At 68.3% G+C, this 1,914-nt stretch carries 2 protein-coding genes; one reads left to right on the top strand and one right to left on the bottom strand.

All coding sequences use genetic code 11. The annotated features are described in order from the left end of the window. On the bottom strand, window positions 1–1,281 hold a 1,281-nt coding region (locus G3N92_RS33455), incomplete at its 3' end, for a YihY family inner membrane protein (protein WP_206131781.1). 81 nt (window positions 1,282–1,362) lie between these two features. Here G3N92_RS33455 and wrbA point away from each other — a divergent pair. Then, on the top strand, window positions 1,363–1,914 hold a 552-nt coding region (gene wrbA / locus G3N92_RS33450), incomplete at its 3' end, for an NAD(P)H:quinone oxidoreductase (RefSeq protein ID WP_206131780.1).

Here is a 1,914-nt window from a genome sequence, read left to right as displayed (position 1 = left end):
GCCGTCGGCCTCCCGCGCCGGGTCGGCCTGCGGCGCGCCTCGCCGGGTAATCAGATCAGCCAGCGTCGCGCCGAGCGGCTCGCCCGTCAGCGCGGCGATCAGGCGCGTGCCGTCGATCGCCGTGCGGCTGCGCTGGGCCTGATAGAGCAACTCGTCGCGGTCGATCACGAACGCGTCGAACAGTTGGGAAACCGTCAGCATCTCGGGATTGGCCAAGAGGATATAGCGCGACGCCACGTTGTCGCCGCCCTCGAGCCGCGCGACCCACTCGCGATCCTCCATCGCCGCCAGCAGCCGCTGCGCCGTTTCCATGCCGCAGCGCACCATCACCGCCAGCCGCGCGGCCGAATGGCCGGGCTTGCCGGCATCCTTGGCGTCGGCCAGACGCGCCAGCAGCGCGACGGCATCGAGCAGATCGCTGCCCGGATAGCCGACCCGGTGAAACTGGCCGATCCGGATCACCGGCAGCGCCGAGGTCAGCATCGCTCCGGCCAGCGTGATCAGCCAGCTCAGATACATCCACAGCAGAAACAGCGGCACGGCGGCGAACGCGCCGTACACGGCCGTATAGGTGGGAATGCGCCGCACGTAGTAGCCGAAGCCGCGCTTGGCCAGCTCGAACGCGATCGCCGCGCAGATCCCGCCGACCACCGCGTCGCGCCAGGCCACCGTGCAATTCGGCAGATAGACGTAGAGCAGCGTGAAGGCCAGCACCGTCAGCGGCAGCGACGCGATCGTCAGCAGCCATTCGAACGAGGTGACCGAGTCCGGCGCACCGGCGAACGCCAGCGACTTGGTAAACAGATACGACGAGATCGACAGGCTCACGCCGAACAGCAGCGGGCCGAGCGTGATGATGGCCCAGTAGGCCAGCACGCGCTGCGCGAACGGCCGCGGCTTGCGCACGCGCCAGATCACGTTGAACGCCGATTCCACCGTCATCATCGTCATCACGGCCGTCACCACCAGCACGATCAGGCCGGCCGTGGTCAGCCCCTTGGCCTTCGACGAGAACTGGTTCAGGTACTTGAAGATCTGGCTGTTGAACTGCGCCGGCATCAGATGATCGGCGAGAAAGCCCTGCAGCGAAGACTGGAACGACGAGAACATCGGGAACGCCGTGAACAGCGCGAACGCCACCGTCACGAGCGGCACCAGGGCGAGGATCGTGGTGAACGTCAGGCTGCCCGCGACCTGCGGGATGCGATCCTCCGCGCCGCGGCGGGCGGCGAAGCGCGCGAGGCGCTTGATGGTGTCGAGATCCACACTCAACTTCGGCAACGGCTTTCTCCTTCGGACGGCCTGCTCCGCCGGCTTCGCCGCGGTCGCACCCCCTATAATAGCCGCTCACTCAAGGGACCTATGAAAGACATCCTGGTGCTCTATTACAGCCGCCACGGCGCCACGCGCGATCTCGCGCTGGCGATCGCGGCCGGCGTCGACGCCGTACCCGGCATGCAGGCACGCATCCGCACCGTGCCGCCCGTTTCCACCGTCTGCGAAGCCAGCGAACCCGACATTCCGTCCGACGGCCCGCCCTACGCCGAACTGCGCGATCTCGAGGAATGCGCGGGCCTCGCGCTCGGCTCGCCCACCCGCTTCGGCAACATGGCCGCACCGCTCAAGTATTTCCTCGACGGCACCACGCCGCAGTGGCTGGCCGGTGCGCTGGCGGGCAAGCCCGGCTGCGTGTTCACGTCGACCGGCAGCCTGCACGGCGGCCAGGAATCGACCTTGCTGTCGATGATGCTGCCGCTGCTGCACCACGGCATGCTGATCGTCGGCATTCCGTTTACCGAGAGCGCGCTGAGCACCACCGACGCCGGCGGCACGCCGTACGGCGCCTCGCATCACGCGCGCAGCGGCGGCCAGCCCGGCGCGCGCCACGGCATCTCCGCCGACGAGAAAGCGCTA

The organism is Burkholderia sp. Ac-20379, from assembly GCF_017104645.1.
In the GTDB taxonomy this organism is placed as follows: Bacteria; Pseudomonadota; Gammaproteobacteria; order Burkholderiales; family Burkholderiaceae; genus Burkholderia.
This window is presented reverse-complemented; position numbering and strand designations above follow the sequence as displayed.